The sequence below is a fragment of the Paraburkholderia sp. BR14320 genome (assembly GCF_040948665.1).
Lineage (GTDB): Bacteria > Pseudomonadota > Gammaproteobacteria > Burkholderiales > Burkholderiaceae > Paraburkholderia > Paraburkholderia youngii.
Window position 1 is genome coordinate 43,998 of the sequence record NZ_JBFPKG010000042.1, and the last position, 18,571, is coordinate 62,568.

Below are 18,571 nucleotides of genomic sequence, written 5' to 3' on the forward strand. Positions count from 1 at the left end.
CCGTCGGGGAGACGGACATGTCAAAGGCATTTGCAGGCGATGATGCCGCCCATCGGCTGACGGGTCCCATCTGGATGCTGGCGCTCGCCGTGCTTTGCCTGGTGGTTGCTCCAGTCGTTCGAGCGCTGCCTATATTCGCCCGTCAAACAGGGCAAAGCTGCGTCGCGTGTCACGCGGGCGGACAGTTTCCTGAACTGACGCCGTACGGCCGAATGTTCAAGCTCAATGGCTATACCTTCGGCGAACGTACGGTTCCAATCGCCGTGATGGCGATGCTCGACATGACCAGGACGAGGCTCAACCACGATGCCAGCGGCAATATCGTGTCGCCCAAAGACGGTCTGCCGATATTCGATTCAGCCAGCATCTTCCTCGCCGGCAAGATCACCGACAGGATCGGTGCGTTCACGCAATTCACCTACTCGAACTACGACCATCAGGGAAGCGACGGACACTGGATCGGCCACTGGGCATCGGACAACATGGATTTCCGTTATGTGGACAGGATCATCGGGAACGCCAGCGACCTGATTCTCGGCACCACCCTGCACAACAATCCGACCGTGCAGGATGTGTGGAACAGTTCTCCGGCATGGAGTTACCCGTACATTTCCTCTTCGATCAGCACGGTCGGCTCACCCCAGTTTCTGCCGATCCTCGAAGGCACGCTCGCGCAGCAGGTCGTGGGTGCGGGCGGCTACCTGTACTGGAACCGGACAGTCTATGCGGAGGTGTCGCTGTATAGCACCGCTGATGGCATCTGGTCGTTCATGAGCAAGGGCAACAAGGCCGGCGACCCCAACCACCCGCAGATCTATCTGAAGGGTCAAAATCCGTACTGGCGTCTGGCCCTGACTCATGAGTGGGGTCCGCACAACGTCATGGTGGGGACCTTCGGCATCAATGCGAACGTCTATCCGAACGACGCGAACTCGATGCCGATCTTCACCCAGGGCGTCACCCGCTATCGCGACATCGGTGTGGATGCGCAGTATCAGTACATCCTCGAGCCGAACACCGTTACCGCACAGGCGCGCTACATCCATGAAAACATCAGCGACCCGAATAACTTCGTGTTTGGCAACAGCCAGTCAGCGAATCTGAATTCCTTACGCCTGAAAGCCTCGTACATCTATCAGGCCAAATATGGCGTGAGCCTTTCGTTCTTCAACGTGACCGGCACCACGGATAGCGTGGCGTACGCCAGCAGCGCGAACTCGTCGCCGGCCACGCAAGGGTGGATGCCCGAGATCTTCTGGATTCCTGTGCAGAACATCCGCGTCGGTCTTCAATACACGCATTTCACCAAATACCTCGGCGCACGGTCGAATTACGACGGCCATGGACGCAATGCAAGCGACAACGACACGCTGTTTCTATACCTCTGGGCCGCGTACTGGTGACGGTATCGGCTCACGTTTTTTAGAAGGCCCATCGATGAAACATCCCGCGCATTCCATTGAGGATTCAACGTGCCGCTGGCCACGTGCGCGATTGATCCTCGTCGCGCTATCGCTCGGCGCAACCGGCTGCCACAACCTGGAGCAGTCCAGACAGATCGACAATCCCGCCGTCGCCGGAAGGACGATCGCATTGCAGGTGTGTTCGAATTGCCATAGCGTAAATGGCGTTTCGGTATCTCCCACGTTTCCGAAACTCGCGGGCCAACCACGGGAATACCTCGTCAATCAGCTAACGGACTTCAAGGCTCATGTGCGAAGCGACCCGAATGCCAGAAGATTCATGTGGGGCTTCACGCATCTGAGTGAAACGCAAATCGAGCAACTCGCCGCGTACTTCTCCAGCCAGCCGCCTCCGGTACCACGAGCGACGGCCGATCATCGGCTCATCGATTCGGGCAGGACGATCTTTTTGTTGGGCATTCCGGACAAAGGCGTACCGGCATGCAGTACCTGTCACGGCCAGCATGGAGAAGGGACAGGGGGATTTCCTCGCCTCGCCGGACAGTACGCGGATTACGTTGAAAAACAGATCCTGGTGTTCCGGAGCGCCGGGCTACGCCCGCGTGGCGAAGTGATGAAGACTATCTCCGACAACTTGTCGGATCGGGACATTCGAGCCGTTGCTGCCTTCATGGAGGCGTTTCCCGCAGAGGCTGAGGCGGCGGCCGATCCCGCTGTGGACCGCTAAACGGGCAGTCTTGCCATCGGGCTTATCGGCCAGTACGCGCCCGTCCGGTCGGAAACCAGCGCGGAAGCATGCCGACCAGGACGTCGTCTTTAAGGAGGACATGATGAACAATAGCCGCGAATGCGTGGAACCCTGCAAGCCACATAATGGCGTCGCCGAGCCATGTGTGAAGCGATGAGATGGCTGAGCCTGCTGCATGCGATGTACTGAGTAAAGACGGAATCTCGTGACCACCGATGAGCGTCAGAGGATGCCCTTCGAGCCACGCGCCCGAGATGGCGGTAAGCGGTAAGGCGAGGAGAAGCAGATACAGCAACCACTGAACGGTTGTTGCCAGAACAGCCATCCAGCGAGACATCGGAGGTGTCTCAGGTTGGGTGTCGAACGCCCGCCACAGCAGGCGGATGAGGGTGAGCGCGAACACGCATAGACCCAAGGTCTCGTGCAATTGCCGGTCGAAATCGTGCGCCGCAGAATAAACGCGCTGCTCATGTCCGCCGGGCCCATACATGAACGTTACGAGCACGACTATCGCCGTGCACCAGTGAAGGAATTGGGCAATCGAACCGTAGCTGGTGGCAGAGCTTTTCACAATAGCGTCTCCCCTATCCGACCTTCGACGAACGCCAGGCACTAGCACAGGCCGTACGCTGGCATGCTGGATTCGAGAATGGATTCTACGCTCAAACTCTGCGCGTTTTTCTCTGGTGACTGTTGAACGTTCTCCGTCGAACGGCCGGTCGTCGAAACTACGGCCGAAGCAGCTTGATTCTCAAGTTCTTCGTCTCGCTGCCGATACCTTCACTGAGGAGACAATAGCCCGGTTACCGCGCGCAATAACCGGTAAAAGATGCTGACGCACAGCCATGCCGCCGTCGAGTATCAATGTTCTGCACTCACGCGCGCTGATTCTGAATCGATGCAATATATTTCAAGCTTCGGCATCGCTGGCGTCATAGGCCGGTGGAGGCGGCGACATGGCGTCGACCGGCAACTGATCATCACCGTCGCACTGGTGTTGACCGGCCTCGTCATTTTCGCTGTCGGCATTGGTTACACGCTGATATGGCACGAGCGGTCCGTTGCAGAGCGCATTCACGCGCTGCGTGCCCGCGATGACATCGAAACGCTGCAAGCAGTGCATATTCAGGCGAACGCCGACTTCCTGGTGGGGCTCGACAGTGCACGGGTGGCATCCTTCGCGTGGCCGGTGCAGCGTGTCGTGCTGGCCGCCACCTGCTTCGACCGGCTGGAACAAAGTTACGCGAGCGACCCGCGAAGCCAACTGGCGGTACGGCGTCTGCGCGGTGAGACGGCCGGCTGGGCGTGGCTTCTGGCCGACATCGCGGTACGTGCGCACGTCGCGGATGGCCACGCCTCGGTGGACAGCCCCGAGCTGCTCGCAGCGAACCGCATGCTGGCGAACATCGTCACCGAGCTGGTGACCCTCCGCGACGCGCAGACCGCTTCCCTGAGGGCTGCATCCGACAGCGCGACGCGCCACCTGGTGATAGAACGGACCGTGCTTGCGACCACGGCGCTGGCGGCCTGTTTTCTCTTTTGCTATGCATTGATTGCTCACTATCGCGCCCGTCTCGCGCGGCAAAGCGCGCGCGTCATCGCATCAGAAAGCGAGCGCCGGTTCCGTCAGTACTTCGATCATCATCCACTGCCGATGTTGATTTTCGACGTCGAGACGCTATCGATTCTCGCTGCGAACCGCGCCGCCGCATCCCAGTACGGACGCACGCGCCGTCAGCTATGCTCGCTCGACATGGCCGCCCTGTATGCGCAAGCCGACCTGCCGTCATTTCTGCGCGATCTGCACGCGCAGCTGGCTGCGGCCACCACCAGCGGCTCGGCCGGTGTATGCCGGCATCGGCACAGCGACGGCACGCCCGTCTACGTCGAACTGTCGTACCACTTCCTCACCTATGGCCGTCATCGAGCGTGCTTCATCACGGCCGTCGACGTCACGGAGCGAAAGAATGCCGAACTCGCGCTATTGCTGCGAAGCCGTGCACTCGACGCGATCGGCAACGGCGTGCTCATCACGCGACCCGATCCGAGCGGCGACGTGGTCGAATACGCGAACCCGGCATTCGAGAAAATAACTGGCTATGCGCGCCCGCAGAATGCAGGCGATCACTCAGCGCGGCCGGAAACACCCGGATTGTGGCAACAGATCGGTACGGCGATTGCCGGGAAACGCGAGGCCACCACGCTGACGAAAAGCCGTCGCGCGAACGGAACGGAGTTCTGGTATCAGCTCTACGTTGCACAGGTAAGCGACGAGTCGGAAAAGGTGACGCATCACATCAGCGTGGTGAGCGACCTGACGGAGCTCATCGAGTCGCGGGATCTGCTGGTCAGGCAGGCGCGCCGCGATGCGCTGACGGACTTGCCGAACCGCGTGACGCTGCGTGAATTGATCGACACGGCGATCTTCGAGGGTCACGAGTTCGCGCTGCTGTTCATCGACCTCGATCATTTCAAGGACATCAACGACAGCCTGGGCCACGGCGCCGGCGATCGCCTGTTGCAGGAAGTTGCGCGGCGGCTGTCGGCCTCGGTCGGATCGGATGGCGTGGTCACCCGCTATGGCGGCGACGAGTTCGTGACGATGCTGAAGGGTTCAACCGGCGATGCCGAACTCTGCGCGCTGTTGGCGCGCGTGACGCAAACGCTGGACGAGCCGGTGCAAATCGACGACATGCAACTGCGGGTCCGGATGAGCGTTGGGGTCAGTTGCTATCCGCAGGACGGCACAGACTGCGAAACCCTGCTGAAACACGCCGACCTCGCGATGTATCGCGTCAAGGCAGGCGGGCGTAACGGCGTCGAGCGATTTGCGCCTTCGCTCGCACATGAAGCGGCTCAGCGCATCGCGCTATCTCACAAGCTGCGCAATGCCGTCGAGCAGAACGGCTTCGAGCTGGTGTACCAGCCGCAAGTGGACATACGCAGTTACCGGCTGAGCGGAGTCGAGGCGCTGATCCGATGGCACGACGCGGACTTCGGCACGGTCAGCCCGACGACGTTCGTCCCCTTGGCCGAAGACATCGGTTTGATCGCGCCAATCGGAGAATGGGTGCTGCAAACTGCCTGTGCACAGGCAAAGCGCTGGGAAGAAGTGCTGCCGGGGCTGCGCATGTCGGTCAACGTGTCGCCGAGCCAGCTTACGTTGAGCGATTTCGGCGCAGTCGTGCGCCGTGCTCTGGCCGCGTCGCAATTGGCCGCGGACCGGCTGGAACTGGAGATTACCGAAGGAGGCCTGGTTGCCCCTGGCGCCCTGCCCACGCTGCGCGCGCTGCACGACATTGGCGTGTCCATAGCGATCGACGACTTTGGCGCCGGTTACTCGAGCCTGGCTTATCTGCGCAGCTTCCACGCCGACCGTCTGAAGATCGACATGTCGTTCATCCGCGGCATTGGCAGCAGTCGTGCGGATGAGACGATCATCGGTGCGATCATCGCACTTGCCCGCAACCTGCGTTTCGAAGTCGTCGCGGAAGGCGTCGAACGAGCGGAGCAACTGGCTTTTCTTGCCGAGGCCGGCTGCGAGATCGTTCAGGGATACTACTTCGCCGCGCCACTGCCAGCGGCGAATGTTCCAGCCTACGCGGCGAGTCTGCTCGGCGAGTCGCACGAGTTGCAGAACACCGCGTCGTGAGAGCCCCGCACGCGACGGCTTCACTTCGGCTTTGCGACGCCAAAGAGCGGCGCCTCGCCGCTCTTTGGCGCGTCGCCTTTAACGCGGATCCGACAGCGTCTGATTGAGCGTCTGCCCAGCGATGACCACGTTCTGCAACGTGATGTCGTGCACGTTGTAGAGGTAGATCGGTCCCGGCGTGCTGGCGCTAGCAGGCCCCGCGGCAGCGGGCGTGCCGAAATCACAGTTGGAAATCGTCACTCCGGTGATTGCCGGGACGGTCGGCGCAGGCGCCGGACCGTTGTAGTCGAACGCGACTGGACCTTGTGCAACGATGGCCTGGAAACACGAATAGTTGCATGACAAGTCTGGAAGAGTAAGGACAAGATCAGCAGCAGTTACACATGGTGGATACCCTTACTGAATGTCTCCTGCATACCCAAGACGCGGCAGGAAGTAGCTGGCGGCATTCAGAGGATTCCCGATTCTTTTGGAATTTCGCGCCAGACGGTTCGACTAGAATGATTTCGACGCGCGGCTCCGCATTCGATGCACCACACCCGTCAACAGGTATCGCGATGAACAACGGCAGGCTCGTATTACATGCGCGATGGCATCGCTTGCAGCGCGACGCGCGCGCCTGGTCGCCGCAGTCCGCTGTCACTGGGTTCAGCGCTTTGCAGCCAGACGATCGATGAAACCGCGATCCGCCGACTGCACTGCTGTCCTGATGATCGCGTCGTGCGTTGCGGCCATCATGCAGACCTCGCCCGCAGCGGCACAGGCATGGCGCGATGTCGCGCCTCAACCCGCCCCGCAGGCGCCGCGAAGCGCGCCGCCGCCCTCCTCCCCGGAAAGCCAGGCGGACTCCGCACGGATCGCAGTCGAGCGGCTTGCCGGGCTCGTCTTCGAACCGGCCGGTGAGCACGCGACGGCATCACCGACGCAGCAACAACGCATCGTCGCGCAAGGACTGCCCGTACTCGACGACGCGTTCCTGGAGAGCTTCGCCACGGACCTGGACAAGCCGCTGACTTTCGGCCGCCTCGCCGAAATTCGCCGCGCGGTGGTCGCGCGGTATCGGGCGGCGGGAAAGCCACTCGTCGACGTCTACGTGCCGGAACAGGACGTCAGCTCGGGGGTCGTGCGTATCGCCGTTGCGGAGTTCAAGCTCGGGCGGGTTCATGCCAGCGGCAACAGCTACTTTTCGAGCAGGCTTCTCGAACGTGAAATGCCGCTCGAACCCGGCGCACCGATCCCGCAAGCGACGGTCTCGAAGGGACTCGCTGTGCTGAACGCGAATCCTTATCGACGGGTCGATGCAGTGTTTGCACCCGGTGAAGCAGCGGACACGACCGACGTCGTGCTGCAAACCGAAGACCGTCTGCCGTTTCGGGTCAGCGCGGGTTACGACAATCAAGGCGTGCCGGACCTCGGCCGTGACCGGTTCTTTGCGGGCATCGGCTACGGCAACCTGTTCGGGCTCGATCAGCAGATCGCCTATCAATTCACGGCCAGCAACGATTTTTTCAGCGGCAATCCGGATATCGAAGGCCGCCCGAACCGCGCCCGCTTCACCGCGCACGCGCTGAACTACGCAGCGCCGCTGCCCTGGCTCGACACGATCGAGTTGTTCGGCGTGTACGCGCAGAGCACGCCACGCCTGCCCGACACGTATGGGCAAACGGGCATTTCCGCGCAGCTTAGCTTCCGTTATGACTTGCGACTGCCGACGATCACGGACACGACCCAGCTCGTCCAGATCGGATACGACTTCAAGCGGAGCAACAACGATCTGGAATTCGGCGGCTCCCAGGTTTTCAACTCGAACACGCACATCCATCAGTTCGTGTTGGCTTACAACATCAGCAAACCGACCGAGGCGGGCACGGCGCATGCCGCGGCGACACTCGTCGCCAGTCCGGGTGGATGGGATGGCAGCAACCAGGACGCGGCATTCAACGCCGCGCGGCAGGGCGCGACGGCCCGCTACATCTATATGCAGTTGACTGCGTCGCGCGCCACCGCGCTTGGGGCGGGCTTCACACTGGTCACGAACGGAACGTTGCAGTGGACGCCGAACACGTTATTGCCGAGCGAGGAGATGGGGCTCGGCGGGGAGTCCAGTGTGCGAGGCTACGACCCGTACGTGACGCTCGGCGATCGCGGCTGGAACATCCAGACCGAGGTGCGCACGCCTGCGATCGCTCTCGGCGCGAGCAACGCAGTCGTGCAACCCTTTGTGTTTTTCGATGCCGGCCGCGTATGGACCACCATCGATCAGCCAGCGGAGAACAATCCCGGTCTGCTCGCGGGCGTCGGCGCCGGCGTGCGCTTCCAATGGTCGAGATTCGTCGATTTTCGCTGCACCTACGGCGCGCCATTACGCTCGGCGACGCCGAATGGTTCGAAGGCACCTATCGTGCTCTTGTACGTGTCGCTCGGAACATGAGCCATCGACACGTCATCTCCCGACAGTCGACGATGCCTGAGCACTAGTCTCACTGCGCGCCCCGTTGCTCGTCGGCGCGGCCTTCGTCTAGCCGTTTCGCCCCTTCCACGCTTTCAATCGGATGACCCGCGGCGCCGAAGCCGCGCTCGATGTCCGTCGCGATGCCTCGGCCAGCCGGCGCGTCGAGTGCCGGCGGGCCGTCGTCCGGAAGCGACGGCGCCACGTCCGCGACGCCACGCGAAGCGCGCCGCTTAGCCGGCTTCGCGTCGAACCACGCGATGTCGCGGCGCAAGCCGACCACGTAGGCACGCCAACCCCGCGGATGGTCACTGAACAGGGACGCGCGCACGGATGCAGCCAGCGCCTCCCGGTCGAGCGGGTTGTCAAGCAACTGTTGCGGCCACAGGCAGAAGGCGTGAAGCGCACGGGTTCTGAACGCGTCCACGGGCATATCGGGGCGCAGCTGCGCGAGCAGCGGCTCGTCATCGAGAATCGGGTATCGCGCGATCAGCTCGCCAATGGTTGCCGCGCCCGGCGCCATATCGTCGAGCCGAACGATCAATTGCATCACGCGCCCCAGATGAAGCAGCAGCGCGCGCCTTTCGAGTGCGTCTTCCATGATTTGCGGTGCCTTCGATCAAGACAGTCGAATCGCATCCGGTCAATCGCGTCGTCCTGCTGGCCGCTGTCCGACCGGCGTTCCACTTACAAGCCTACGGCGCCTCGCCGCGCGGATGTTGATCCGGGTCAATGCGTGCATCGGGTCGGCGTCACGCGCGGTTCTTCTCTTCGATGTGGGGCTGGCGATCCGTCACCAGCGATAGCTCGGTCAGAAGTCCAGCCAGCGCCTCGAGCAGATCGTCGAGCGACACGATGCCGGTAAGCGCGCCAGCGCTGTCCACGACCGGCAGGCGCCGCACGCCGTTCAGACGCATGCGCGAGGCGGCAAGCCAGAGATCGTCCCCCTCGGCGACGAGCGCGGGCGGTGACGACATCACGTCGTTCACGAAGATCTTCTCGGGGCTGGCCTGCTTGGCCACGATCGCCAGCACGATGTCGCGATCGGTCAGCATCCCGACAGGCACGCTGTGTCCGCCGATCGTCTCCACCACCACGAGGTCGCCGACATGCTGTTCGCGCATCAGCTGCGCGGCCTCGAGAATCGTCGCTTGCCGTCGGCAGGCGGTGACGTCCCGCGTACAAATGGTTCCTGAATTCACGATACATGCCCCAGGTTCGACACGGCCTGCCGCCGTGTATCCGTTCGCTGCACCGTCACCCGACTGAGTCCGAGCTCTGCTCGGGCTCCCAACCGCGCGCCGCAGCGAGACACGCGCGGACTTCTTCATCGGTCGTCTGGTCGAAATTCACATAGAACCCGCTGATCCCCATCAGCAGGTCCGGCTGCAATACGCTGACGAACGCGTCCGCGATTCCTTCGAATGACATCGCCGCATCGGATTGCGACACCGGGACCGCCACCACGATCCGGGCAGGATGTCTGCCACGGAGCGCCTCGATCGCCGCATGCATCGAGGCCCCCGTCGCGATGCCGTCGTCGACCACGATCACCGTCTTGCCCTGCACTGCCGCCGGGGGGCTGTCCCCACGGTACGCCACTTCCCTGCGCGCGAGTTCCGCCCTTTCGCGCGCGATCACAGCGGTCAATTGGGCGTCACTGATTTGCAGTTCGCGAAGTACCGACCTTTCCAGGTGAAGGGCGCCCCCGGAGGCGATGGCGCCCATCGCCAGTTCCTCGTCTTGCGGCGCGCCAAGCTTTCTGACGACGAGAACGTCGAGCTTCGCACGCAACTCCCGCGCGACTTCGAACGCGACCGGCACACCGCCGCGCGGCAGGGCCAGCACGACCAGATCGCCGCGCCCCTGATAGTCGCGCAGCGCGTGGGCCAGCTGTCTGCCAGCGTCGGCGCGGTCGCGAAACCGGTTGCCCATCACTTTTCCTCCCTCGCAACGCCGGGGCGCGTTGCCTCGATCACTATGCCATCGATCGGCAGCATCAAGCGTACCTCGACGCAGGGCAATCAAAGCGCATTTCGATTGACGTAGGTCAGTAGTTGATCGGAACCCGTGGCTGATCATGAATACCGACAACACGCGAGACCCGGAGGCCGACGATGTTCTCCAACATTCTGGTCGCGGTGGACGGCAGCGAGAGCGCCGCCCAGGCGTTCGAGACAGCGCTGCAGTTCGCCTCTGATACCGGCGCACGCTTGCATCCGTTGTTCGTCATCGATTTGCCGGTCATGCTTCCTGAAGTGCCGGGCATCAACGCGGCAGCCATGCGCGAGTCGCTCAAGCAGGACGGCGAACGGATCATGAAGCACTGCGTCGGGACCATGGCGCGGCACGGTGTGCAGGGCACGCCGGAAATCGATGATCTCGTGCGCCCCGAGGAGGACGTCGCCCACCGCATCGAAGTCGCCGCGGCGAAGCTGCAGGCCGATGTCATCGTGATAGGCACGCACGGTCGACGCGGCCCCGGCTACGCACCGCTGGGTAGCGTGGCCGAACAGATACTGCGCAGCACCACACGCCCGGTGCTGGCAATTCCCGCGCGCCGAACCGCGCCAGTCTCCGAGGAGCAGACGGACGCCGCCGCCACGACACATTCAGGTATCGGGCAATCTCGGGGCTGACCACGTGCACTGCATGATCCGCAAAACAGACAATGGATGCCGTCATGAATGGAGAAGTTACCGAACTCCGTGATCATGCATTCGCCTGCGCCGCGGACACGACTGCGCGTAGCGACGCGCAATCGCCGGAGCTGTCCGCGGCGCTGCGCTACGAAGCCGCCACACGGGCCCGGGTCGCCATATCACATCGACGTCTGCTGCGGCAACGCGCGCTTGTGCATGGACTTGCCGTTGGCAGAGTCGATCAACCCATTGCGCGACACTGCCTGCAAGGACTGGAAGACTCTTTTTATGTATTGAGCCTGATCTGGGAGATGCGCCTTCACAAGCTCGACGCGCTGCTCGACAGCGAGGCCCAGTGGCGTGACCGAAGCGACCCTGTTCACATCGGCGTGAATGGGACCGGATACTCCAGATGATCCTTTACTTCTTTTACGCCTGGCGCGCGCGCGGCGGCGGCGAGGATCGCCTGGCGCTCTTCCTCGGAGCGTATCGGCCCCCAGCAATGAGCGACGCCATCCGTGACGATCAGGTCGTCGGCGTCCAGCGCCCAACGCTGTCCTTCGAGTTCCTTCAGGATCGCGGCGCGAATCTGCTCGTCCGACGGTTGCGAATCGAGCTGCGCGGGCGCGCAACTCGCGAGCGCGCGCACCAAATTGGCCCTGCTGACGATGCCGACGAGCTTGCCGTCGCGCAAGACGGGTAGACGCTTGATGTGCTTGCGCCCGAGCAGTTCGGCGACCGCCGTCAGCGGCGCGGATTCGTCGACGGTGACGGCGGGGGCGCTCATCACGTCACGCACCCGAATCGAACGCTCCTTCAGATACTCGACCGCGAGTTGACGCGTAGGCGCGATGAACTGGGCGAGCCACGAGCGCCGCGGCGTTTCGGTGCCGGTTTCGACGCGCCGGAGCAGATCGCCCTCGCTGACGATGCCAATCACGCTGCCTTTGTCGTCGAGAACGGGCATGCCGCTGATCTTGCTGTCGGCCAGCAGCTTTGCCGCGTCGTAGACCGAGCTGTCCGGTGCGATCGACACGACCTGGGTCGTCATGATGTCCGAGGCTTGCATAGTGATCTCCGTATCGAGTGCCTTGCGCTGCCGCACATCGATGCAGGCTGGCACGAGGCGACGCAATGGACAGGCGCTGAAGGACGCGTCGCCGTGTTCCCTTCGGCACCCACTTCGAATCCGCTCGCCCGGCATGTCGACCCGTCGTTGCAACGCGTCGATTCCGCCGCGCGATGCGCGTATCGCAAAGAACCGGCCACTGATGATCAGCCCCCGGTTCCAGTACAGCCCAATGATCGATGCGCAGCGGCCGGCAATCGTTGACCTGCATCAAGCCCGCCCCCGCTGACCAACCGACGATGCAGCAATCGGTTACCGGCCGCCCGCCCCCCGAGAATCGCCGCAAAACGCGATGCTGAACGCTGCCGCGAATTCGTCGAGCCGCCCGCGATCGAGCCCATCGATACCGGCGGCAGCGACCCTGCCGTTTCCGCCGAACTTTCTGCAAAGGACGTCGGCGCCTCGCGGGCAATCGAGCGGAGCCCGTACGCTGCCCGTGTATCGGCCATCGGCGCCGGCTGTCAGTACAGCGTGCGCTCGCGCCGGGTCGCGTCGCGCGACGAGATTCGCGAAATCGCCTCGCACGCGCCGCGCCCACGCCGCGTCGGGAAGAATGTGCAGCGTTGCATTGGCGAGCCGCCGGACTTCCACTTGTCCCAAGGCCAGTTCGAGGTCTTCCGTGCGCCGCGCCTGCAGTTCGGGCAACACGCTGGTCGACGCAATGAATTCGAGCGGGTCCGCATAGGGTTGGATCGAGCGATACATGTCGACGGGATCGATGGCAAGATCGGCGACGCTATCCCCGTACGCGTTGTAGTTGATTGCTTCGCCAAGTTCGCGCAGTTTGCGCTCGTCGGACGGGTTCATCGCGCACGCAGCGGCGGCCCGGTGCGCTGCCGGATACAGATTGTCGCCATAGGCCGCGACCACCGCCCAGCGCGTGTACCGGCCTTGCAGATGGCGGTCCATGAGCAGCGCCGTGCAGATATCCGGTGAGGTATCGATATGCGTCGTCAGCAATGCGTTTGCGGGTATCGGGCCCGAGAAATGATGATCGAAATAGTCGATCTTTACGCCAAGAGCCAGCAACGCGACGAGTGGAGCGCGGTTCGCATCGAGCGAAATATCCAGCACCGTCACGCTGTCGCCCGGCCGCGCGTTCGCGCGGTGCAGCAGCGTGACCTCGCGCTTGGCTCCGGTGATCAGAATGGTGTCGGCAGGCTCGGCGAGCCGCAACTGATGCAGCGCGCAAATGCCGTCGGCATCGCCATTGAAAATATCGAATCGCTTCATCCGCTACTCCACCCGCGCGTCGCTGCCACGATCGCACGCGGTTCGACCGGGGTCAAACGGTGCTCCCGCGCCACTTCATATGGAAGCGTACGCCGGTCTCGTGCGCTTGACCGCCTCGTCGATACAGATCAAGCCGGTTACCATACGCGATGACTTAAATGAGTAGACGATTTTGGCTCGCACGCAAGGCGCGCGCCCTCCGTCCCACTACGTGGAGGTCAACCGTGTCGAATCAGACGCTCGTGTTTCTCCTTGACACGCGGCCCGGCGCGCCGCTCGTCGCGACATGGAGCCTGGCATGAATTCGCCGCCGAGCCGCAAGCCTTCCGCACGCCGGGTTGATGCCACGCTTCGCGGCATCCAGCATGCCGCCAACCGATTGCGCGCCGCGCGGCGCAGCCTGCGCGGACTCGACGCGATGCTGCGCAGGCCGGGCACCTACCGTCATCCGGCGGGCAGGATCGTCAGAATCGAAACGCATATATCCGTCGTGTATCTCGCCGGGCGCTTCGCGTACAAGATCATCAAACCCGTCGCACCGGGCTTCGCGGACTTTACCTCCGCCTCGACACGCCAGCGCTGCTGCGAAGCCCAGCTCCGCCTGAACCGGCCGCTCGCGCGAGGCATCTACGCCGGCGTGATACCGATTGCGCGGCGTGCCGGCGTGCTGGCGCTCTGCGCCGGCGGCGTCGCTGTCGAGCACGTGGTCAAGATGCGCCGCTTCGACGAGGCGATGCTCTTTTCGAGCCTCGCGGCAAACGGAGCACTGACGCCGCGCGACATCGACGGCGCGGCGCAGCGGCTCGCCGACTATCACCTGAGCGCACCGCGCAACGCGCCCTCGTCGCGCTACGGCAGCGCGACGCTGGTGCGAACCCAGGTCGAAACCATCAACGCACCGCTGCTGGCCAATTGCAGCCATCCCGCGCTGCCCGGCATTGCCGCGTGGTGCGCGCGACAGCTCGACGAACTCGCGCCGCTGATCGAGCGGCGCCGCGCCGAGGGTTTCGTGCGCGGCTGCCATGGGGATCTGCATCTCGACAACGTGGTTCGCTGGCGCGGCGCCATCGCGATGTTCGACTGTATCGACTTCGACGAAGCGCTACGCTGGATCGACGTCGCGGCGGACGTCGCGTTTCTCGTGATGGACCTGTGCGCGCGAGCCGAACCGCGTCTCGCCAATCGCCTGTTGAACCGTTGGCTGGAAACCTCGGGCGACTATGCGGCGCTGTCTCTGATGCCTTTGTATATCGCCTATCGGGCGCTGGTGCGGGCGTGGGTCGCGTGCCTGAAAGCGGGACACGTGGCCGGCCGCAACGTCGCGGTCCCGCAACCGGCCCTGCGCTACCTCGAAGTGGCGCGGGCGCAAACAGAGAAGCCGCGACCCGTTCTGCTGCTGTGTCATGGCTTTTCCGGTTCGGGGAAATCGGTCGCGAGCCGGGCTCTCGCGGACCTGTGCGGCGCGGTACGCGTGTCGAGCGATGCCGAACGCAAGCGCATGCGGCCAGTGTCCAACGCGCAAATGACGCTCGGCGCCGAGCACTACACGCAAGCTGCGCGTCACGCGATCTACGATCATCTGCTGGGACTCGCGCACGGCGTGCTGCAAAGCGGTGACAGCCTGATCGTCGACGCGACCTTTCTCGAATCGAGTCAGCGCGGCACGTTTTTCGCACTCGCCGAACGGCTTGGCGTACCGGCCCGCATTCTCGACTTTCGCGCCGATCCAGCGGTGCTCGCGCAACGCATCGAAGCGCGCCGGCGTGGTCCGCGCGATCTGTCCGACGCGGACACCGCCACGCTCACCCGTCAACTCGCGAGCGCCGACCCACTGACGCCGGCGGAACAGGCGCTGACCTTATCGTTCGACACCGCTGTACCGATGGAAGCGTTCGACTCGCCCGCGTTCTGGCGACCGGTGATCGAGTTGATGCAGCGGGGTATGCGAACCGTCGCGGCTGCATCGCGTATTACGGATGCCGCGTGCTAGCCGGGCAATCGGTCAGTGGATAGCGGATCGTGAACGAGCCGCCGATCGCGAAAGCATCGGAGCCAACGGCCCGAAAAGCCGACTAAAATCGACTTGCGTGCGCGAACACGCGTCGATGCCCGGCGATTCCATGCGCATCGATACAGCGCAAAGGCGCGTACTTCGCGATTGCTTCAGGTTTTCCTGCCAATGGATGCAACCGGAAGAGATCACCCGATGATCAAGGTGTTGCTGGCCGACGACCACACGCTCGTGCGCGACGGACTGCGCCATATCCTGCAGCAAGCGAACGGTTTCGAGGTAGCCGGAGAAGCGTGCGACAGCGCGACGACGATCGCGCTGATTCGCGCGACCCAGGCAGACGTGCTCGTACTCGACCTGTCGATGCCGGGGCGCAACGGCATTGAACTGATCAAGCAGATCAAGGAGGAAAACCCCGATTTGCGGATTCTGGTGCTGACGATGCACGCCGAGCAGCAATACGCGGTGCGCGCGTTCAAGGCGGGTGCATCGGGCTATCTGACCAAGGAAAGCGCAAGCGCGGAACTGGTCGGCGCGGTGACGAAAGTCGCGTCGGGGGGCGTCTATGTGAGCCTCGCGATGGCCGAACGCTTCGCGCAGAATCTGAACGAGCCGGCCGACACGCTGCCGCATCAGCGGTTGTCCGACCGCGAGTTCGATGTGTTCCGGCGCCTCGTCGAAGGCCAGAGCATCACCGAAATCGCCCATGAACTCTGCGTCAGCGTGAAAACGATTAGCACGCACAAGACGCGCATCCTCGAAAAAATGCAGATGCCGAACGAGAACGGGCTGGTTCGCTATGCGATCCGCCATAAGCTGTTCGACGACGAGAACGATTTGTAGTGCTTCCCTGCCACGGCGCCCGGTGACACGATAACGACACGAACCGCGCGCTTGCGGCCCTGATCCGACAGGAGACTTCGAGATGAGCGATGCCGCGCAACATGATGCCTGGGAAATCGGTGAACCGCACTTCCCCGCCTCCACGCCAGTGGAACAGCAATTGCGCTTTGCGCTGCACTATGCGGTACTCGCGCCGTCGAATCACAACACGCAACCGTGGCGGTTCATCGTCGACGGCGAGACCGTACAGATCTGCGCCGACCGCATGCGCGCGCTTCCCGTGGTCGATCCTTTCGATCGCGAACTTCTGATGAGCTGCGGCGCGGCTTTGTTCAATCTTCGCGTGGCGCTGTGCCGTCTCGGTCTCGCTTATGCGATCACACTGTTTCCAGCGGAAGCGGATCCGGACATCTTGGCGCTCGTGCGCGTCTCGCGCGACGGGCCTCGCGACCCGCACCTGCATGAGCTTTTCGACGCGCTGACCGAGCGCGTGACGACACGTGCGCCGTTCGTCGATAACCCCGTTCCCGCCGCACTGCAACGCAAGCTAAGCGACGCCTGCGACGACGAGGGCGCGCTCGCCTGCTGCGTGGAGCAGAAAACCGCGCGCGAGGCGCTCGCGCAACTGATCGCCGATGCGGATCGAGCGCAGTTCGCCGACCCGCGTTTCAGGCGCGAACTCGCCAGCTGGATTCACCCGCGGCGGCGCGACGATGGCATGCCCGCTTACGGTACCGCTGTGGGCGCGCTGCTCGATTTCGCGGCGCCGCTCGTCAGCATGGCCGTCCGGGTGTTCGATGCGGGTGCGGGACAGCCGGCCACGCACGAGCACCTCGTGGATGGCTCGCCGCTGATGGTCGGTATCGCGACGATGCGCGACGACCGCGAGGCATGGCTCGCGGCGGGACAGGCGCTCGAACGGATGTTGCTGGTCGCGGCATCGGCGGGATTGACCGCTTCCTACCTGAACCAGCCGATCGAAGTGGACGCGCTGCGCGAGCGGCTGCGCACGCTGTTGCGCACGGACGCGTTTCCGCAGCTGCTGCTTCGCGTCGGGCGCGGCCCGCGCGTACGTCATGCGCCGAGGCGGCCGCTCGCCGATGTGGTGTCCTGAAACGCAAGGGAAGCCTGCTCAGCGCAATGCCAGGCCTTCGGCTATACCGTTGCCACGATCTTGCCGAACTGCCCGTTGGTTTCGAGGTATCGGTGCGCGTCGACGATCTCGTCGAACGCAAAGGTGCGATCGATGACCGGCTTCAGCGCGCCGCTTTCGAGACCTTTGAGCACGAACTCCACCGCGGCCTTGCGGCGCGTCGGGTCGCCACTCGTCAACCAGATGTTGTGCGCCTTCACGGAATTCATCCTGGCGATCATCTGCAGCACCGGCAGCGTCGTGGCACGTTCGTCGAGCGCTCCGTACAGATACGCGATCCCCTGGAAGGACAACGCCTCGATCAGTTTCGCGAAGTTCGGGCCGCCGACCGGATCGAAAGCAACGCGAGCCCCCTTCCCGTCCGTGATCCGCATGATCTCTTCGACAAGGTCCGACTCGTCCGTCACGATCACGTGGGCGGCGCCCGCGTCGAGCAACTGCTGCCTCTTGGCGGCATGGCGCGTGACCGCGATCGACGTCGCGCCCGCGTAATTCGCTAGCTGGATCGCCGCCAGGCCAACGCTGCTCGAAGCGGCCGGCACGACGACATGGTCGCCCGCGCCCACCTTCGCATCTTCGATCAGCGCGCCATATGCGGTCACGAACATCATCCACACCGATGCGGCCTCGGCGAAGGAAAGCGACTTCGGATGCCTGACAACCGCATGCTCCGGCACGATGATGACTTCGCCGTAGGTGAAGTACTGATTCATCGAGAACGACGGGATCACGCTGACCGCGTCTCCGGGTGCGAAATCGACGACGCCCTCGCCCACCGCGTCGACGATGCCGGCCGCCTCGTACCCGAGCCCGGCCGGAAAGCGCACGGGCTCGATGTACCGGTCGGTGCGCCACATCGCTTCCGCGCGATTCAGACCGATCGCCTTCACGTTGATGCGAACTTCGCCGTGGCCTGGGCCGCGGACCGATTCTTCGACGAATCGAAGCACTTCGGGCGCACCGGCCTCGGAAAACCTGACAGTCCGTGACATCACTACCTCCTGGATGGATTGAGGGTAGAGCAATCTCGCCCGCGTGCACAAAGATGCCGAGGGTATCCCCGATCCTATGCCACTTGGCGACCGAAAGTAAAATTCAATTGACCGACCGGTCGGTTAATTTATACTGCGTCACATTGCCACTTTTTCTGGATGGTGCAGATGTACACCCAATCCCTCGATATCCCCGGCAACGTCGCCCCGCTGGACGCGGATGCGAATTCGCCCGAACAGGCGCGCTTCGACGCGGTCATGGCCGCCGACGGCAAGATCGAGCCGCAGGACTGGA

General features: G+C 63.4%; 16 protein-coding genes and 2 pseudogenes. 10 read left to right on the plus strand and 8 right to left on the minus strand.

Annotated features, from left to right (window positions below; genetic code table 11):
* The first annotated feature begins 17 nt into the window (after nt 1-17).
* Together AB3X89_RS29470 and AB3X89_RS29475 are read left to right on the plus strand one after the other, a co-directional pair.
* Complete coding sequence (locus AB3X89_RS29470; protein ID WP_368586429.1) at nt 18-1,403, plus strand: cytochrome C; 1,386 nt, start codon at nt 18-20, stop codon at nt 1,401-1,403.
* Nucleotides 1,404-1,437: 34 nt separating this feature from the next.
* Nucleotides 1,438-2,151, plus strand: a complete 714-nt coding sequence (locus AB3X89_RS29475; protein ID WP_368586430.1) for a cytochrome c — start codon at nt 1,438-1,440, stop codon at nt 2,149-2,151.
* A gap of 22 nt (nt 2,152-2,173) precedes the next feature.
* Here AB3X89_RS29475 and AB3X89_RS29480 read toward each other — a convergent pair whose 3' ends face one another.
* Nucleotides 2,174-2,743 (minus strand): cytochrome b, encoded by a 570-nt coding sequence (locus AB3X89_RS29480; protein WP_368586431.1) that lies wholly within the window; start codon nt 2,741-2,743, stop codon nt 2,174-2,176.
* Nucleotides 2,744-3,070: 327 nt separating this feature from the next.
* Between AB3X89_RS29480 and AB3X89_RS29485 the strand changes: the two genes are divergently transcribed.
* Nucleotides 3,071-5,824: a putative bifunctional diguanylate cyclase/phosphodiesterase gene (locus AB3X89_RS29485; RefSeq protein WP_368586432.1), complete on the plus strand. Its 2,754-nt coding sequence runs from the start codon at nt 3,071-3,073 to the stop codon at nt 5,822-5,824.
* Nucleotides 5,825-5,902: 78 nt separating this feature from the next.
* Here AB3X89_RS29485 and AB3X89_RS29490 read toward each other — a convergent pair.
* A pseudogene (locus tag AB3X89_RS29490) lies at nt 5,903-6,154 on the minus strand (endopolygalacturonase); the annotation flags it as partial.
* A gap of 379 nt (nt 6,155-6,533) precedes the next feature.
* On the opposite strand from AB3X89_RS29490, the gene AB3X89_RS29495 reads away from it, so the two are divergent.
* Nucleotides 6,534-8,255 (plus strand): ShlB/FhaC/HecB family hemolysin secretion/activation protein, encoded by a 1,722-nt coding sequence (locus AB3X89_RS29495; RefSeq protein ID WP_368586447.1) that lies wholly within the window; start codon nt 6,534-6,536, stop codon nt 8,253-8,255.
* Nucleotides 8,256-8,304: 49 nt separating this feature from the next.
* Here the strand turns inward: AB3X89_RS29495 and AB3X89_RS29500 are convergent, their stop codons facing one another.
* The 3 genes from AB3X89_RS29500 to AB3X89_RS29510 form a co-directional block, all read right to left on the minus strand.
* Complete coding sequence (locus tag AB3X89_RS29500; RefSeq protein WP_368586433.1) at nt 8,305-8,874, minus strand: hypothetical protein; 570 nt, start codon at nt 8,872-8,874, stop codon at nt 8,305-8,307.
* A 151-nt stretch (nt 8,875-9,025) separates the two neighbouring features.
* Nucleotides 9,026-9,475, minus strand: coding sequence for a CBS domain-containing protein (locus AB3X89_RS29505; protein WP_368586434.1), 450 nt, complete (start codon nt 9,473-9,475; stop codon nt 9,026-9,028).
* Nucleotides 9,476-9,530: 55 nt separating this feature from the next.
* Complete coding sequence (locus AB3X89_RS29510; RefSeq protein WP_368586435.1) at nt 9,531-10,208, minus strand: phosphoribosyltransferase; 678 nt, start codon at nt 10,206-10,208, stop codon at nt 9,531-9,533.
* Between the two features lie 182 nt (nt 10,209-10,390).
* On the opposite strand from AB3X89_RS29510, the gene AB3X89_RS29515 reads away from it, so the two are divergent.
* Together AB3X89_RS29515 and AB3X89_RS29520 are read left to right on the plus strand one after the other, a co-directional pair.
* Nucleotides 10,391-10,912: a universal stress protein gene (locus tag AB3X89_RS29515; protein ID WP_368586436.1), complete on the plus strand. Its 522-nt coding sequence runs from the start codon at nt 10,391-10,393 to the stop codon at nt 10,910-10,912.
* Between the two features lie 32 nt (nt 10,913-10,944).
* Nucleotides 10,945-11,331, plus strand: a complete 387-nt coding sequence (locus AB3X89_RS29520) for a hypothetical protein (protein WP_368586437.1) — start codon at nt 10,945-10,947, stop codon at nt 11,329-11,331.
* Here AB3X89_RS29520 and AB3X89_RS29525 read toward each other — a convergent pair.
* Together AB3X89_RS29525 and AB3X89_RS29530 are read right to left on the minus strand one after the other, a co-directional pair.
* Nucleotides 11,295-11,984 carry a CBS domain-containing protein gene (locus AB3X89_RS29525; RefSeq protein ID WP_368586438.1) on the minus strand — a complete coding sequence of 230 codons (690 nt, stop codon included), beginning with the start codon at nt 11,982-11,984 and terminating at the stop codon, nt 11,295-11,297. The genes AB3X89_RS29520 and AB3X89_RS29525 overlap by 37 nt on opposite strands.
* Nucleotides 11,985-12,296: 312 nt before the next feature.
* On the minus strand, nt 12,297-13,277 hold the full coding sequence (locus AB3X89_RS29530; protein WP_368586439.1) for an acetyltransferase: 981 nt from the start codon (nt 13,275-13,277) through the stop codon (nt 12,297-12,299).
* Between the two features lie 298 nt (nt 13,278-13,575).
* Here AB3X89_RS29530 and AB3X89_RS29535 point away from each other — a divergent pair, with 298 nt between their 5' ends.
* The 3 genes from AB3X89_RS29535 (at nt 13,576) to AB3X89_RS29545 (ending at nt 17,245) form a co-directional block, all read left to right on the plus strand.
* Complete coding sequence (locus AB3X89_RS29535; protein WP_368586440.1) at nt 13,576-15,267, plus strand: AAA family ATPase; 1,692 nt, start codon at nt 13,576-13,578, stop codon at nt 15,265-15,267.
* 216 nt (nt 15,268-15,483) lie between these two features.
* On the plus strand, nt 15,484-16,131 hold the full coding sequence (locus tag AB3X89_RS29540; RefSeq protein WP_368586441.1) for a response regulator: 648 nt from the start codon (nt 15,484-15,486) through the stop codon (nt 16,129-16,131).
* Between the two features lie 82 nt (nt 16,132-16,213).
* Nucleotides 16,214-17,245 (plus strand): nitroreductase family protein, encoded by a 1,032-nt coding sequence (locus AB3X89_RS29545; protein WP_368586442.1) that lies wholly within the window; start codon nt 16,214-16,216, stop codon nt 17,243-17,245.
* Between the two features lie 41 nt (nt 17,246-17,286).
* Here the strand turns inward: AB3X89_RS29545 and AB3X89_RS29550 are convergent, their stop codons facing one another.
* Nucleotides 17,287-18,276: a zinc-dependent alcohol dehydrogenase family protein gene (locus AB3X89_RS29550; protein WP_368586443.1), complete on the minus strand. Its 990-nt coding sequence runs from the start codon at nt 18,274-18,276 to the stop codon at nt 17,287-17,289.
* Between the two features lie 168 nt (nt 18,277-18,444).
* Here AB3X89_RS29550 and AB3X89_RS29555 point away from each other — a divergent pair.
* Nucleotides 18,445-18,571: pseudogene (locus tag AB3X89_RS29555) on the plus strand (1,2-phenylacetyl-CoA epoxidase subunit A); the annotation flags it as partial.